The following is a 1418-nucleotide window of genomic DNA, read 5'->3' on the forward strand; positions in this document are numbered from 1 at the left end:
TCCCCTTTTCCAACGGACAGATGCCCGTATTTTTCTTCAATGGAATTGGATTGAATGGGGTGACAACATTTGGGAGTAGGGAATTGTTCCATTTCCTTCGGTTGGATGAGTTTAATTTTCTTTGCCATGTTTTTGTAGGTTTGATTTGGTTAATTAATTGTTTTCATATCACCTACGACGGGGGGAAGTAAGAGGGAGTGAAGTAGGAAGTGCAGGATATACTTCTGAAATCAGATACCGCCTAAAGAGTAACAAGGGAGGGAGAATATTTTAAAGAGAGGGATACATGAAGGCGGAATATATTGGAGTAAAGTTTATCAATACGCCTTCATGATTTTAAAAAAACAACAAAATGTTTGAATTAAAAATTTTTGTTGTATTTGTAACAAAAATTAATTGAAATGAATGGAAATAAAACAAATGCTTATGATGTAATGCAAATATGTCTCAATGGACATTGTATGACTGAGCATTATTATTCAAAACCTTATTCAAGAAAAGAATATTGTTCTAAGTGTGCTAAAAAAACAATAATACAATGCCCCCATTGTAAAAATGAAATAAAAGGTAACTACATCGTTCCAGAGAGCATAAGCATTCCAAGTGTAGTAGTACCTGTAATATGCGAATATTGTGGACATCCTTTTCCTTGGAATAAAGAAAAGAAGGAGATTTTTAATGAGAGAAAACAGAATGTAGATAATATTTCTCTTATAAATAAAATTTGTGAGAGATTCCCTTTAGTAGTTAAGCAACTCCAAAAAAGGCATGAAAATAGACCCAACTTTAAAATTGATGACGAATATGATGTTCAAGATTTATTTCATTCTTTATTAATTCTTTTTTTTAATGATATAAGAGTTGAAGAACCTATTCCCAGTTACGCAGGTTCCTCTAAAAGGGCTGATTTCCTTTTAAAAGATGAGCAAATTATTATTGAGATAAAGAAAACAAGAGCGAATTTAAAAAATAAACAACTTGGAGACCAATTAATTATAGATATAGCAAATTATAAAAATCATCCTGATTGTAAGATTATTTATTGTTTTGTTTATGCCCCTGATAAGTATATAACTAATCCCCAAGGATTGGAAAAAGATTTGAGTAAAGATGAAAATATTGAAGTCATAGTTAAAATTGTTTCCTAATAATATATTTGATAGTTTCAATGAAATTTATAATACGATGAATTTTTCTGCGAATAATGTTTAAGATGAATTTTCTAATTTCTCTGATACTACATATGAGAAAGTAGAAACGTTAATTAACAGTGTTAATTAGTAGTATTGCTTGACAATGGCAAAAAAGTACCTATATTTGTACTTATAAAAGTACACAAATATGAGGACAACTAATTTTACAGATTTAAGAACCAACTTAAAATATCATTTGGATAATGTAGTTCAGGATAATACGCC

1 protein-coding gene is annotated in these 1418 nt (G+C 29.8%); it reads left to right on the forward strand.

Going from position 1 to position 1418, the window contains the following annotated elements; all coding sequences use genetic code 11:
* The first annotated feature begins 401 nt into the window (after positions 1-401).
* Positions 402-1148 carry a DUF2321 domain-containing protein gene (locus tag NFR61_RS11115; protein ID WP_251624156.1) on the forward strand — a complete coding sequence of 249 codons (747 nt, stop codon included), beginning with the start codon at positions 402-404 and terminating at the stop codon, positions 1146-1148.
* Positions 1149-1418 lie beyond the last annotated feature (270 nt).

The organism is Odoribacter lunatus, assembly GCF_943193135.1.
Taxonomy (GTDB): Bacteria; Bacteroidota; Bacteroidia; order Bacteroidales; family Marinifilaceae; genus Culturomica; species Culturomica lunata.